The sequence below is a fragment of the Deinococcus pimensis DSM 21231 genome, from assembly GCF_000519345.1.
In the GTDB taxonomy this organism is placed as follows: Bacteria; Deinococcota; Deinococci; order Deinococcales; family Deinococcaceae; genus Deinococcus_A; species Deinococcus_A pimensis.
Genome location: NZ_KI912619.1, coordinates 54530 through 55151 on the forward strand (window position 1 = coordinate 54530; position 622 = coordinate 55151).

1 protein-coding gene and 1 pseudogene are annotated in these 622 nt (G+C 73.5%); both read left to right on the forward strand.

What is annotated here, in order from left to right; translation table 11 throughout:
• Window positions 1–178, forward strand: a pseudogene (locus tag DEIPI_RS41145) (YkgJ family cysteine cluster protein); the annotation flags it as partial.
• Window positions 179–278: 100 nt separating this feature from the next.
• Window positions 279–622 (forward strand): 4Fe-4S binding protein (locus DEIPI_RS27740; protein WP_045233453.1); only part of this gene is annotated, 344 nt, incomplete at its 3' end.

The following is a 622-nucleotide window of genomic DNA, read 5'->3' on the forward strand; positions in this document are numbered from 1 at the left end:
CGGGGCGCGCTGCGCGAACCTCGCCGTGGACTGCCGCTGCCTCGTGTACCACGCGCGGCCCCGCACCTGCCGCGAGTACCGCCCCGACTGGGTGTGCGGCGAGGTGGCGCCCCTGCCGACCCTGGAGGCGCGCGTCGCGCGCTTCCTGGAGATCTACGGGCTGGACCTGCCCGCCTGACGGGGCTTCGGGGCGTCACGTCACCCTCGCGGGTGAAGGGACGCTCTAGACTGCCCCTGACCCATCCGGGCGGCCCCGCTTCCCGTATGACCTGATACCCATGCTCGACAGCCTCCTGAACATCCTCGGCGAGTACGGCAACCCCGTCCCGCGCTTCACCGGCCAGCGCTGCCTCGTAGAGCGCATGACCGTGGGCGGCTGCGACCTGTGCGCGCGGGCCTGCCCGCACGACGCCGTCACCATCGACCGGACCGTCACCATCGACGAGAAGCTCTGCACGGGCTGCGGCCTGTGCACCCAGGTCTGCCCGTCGGGCGCGCTGGAGTTCGACGTGACGAGCGTGCTCGGCGCGGTCCGCGAGCAGCCCCCGGAGGAGCCCGCGCGGCTCGTGTGCTCCCGCTCGGGCGAGGCGGGCAAGCAGCTGCTGTGCCTCGCGCGCGTCAC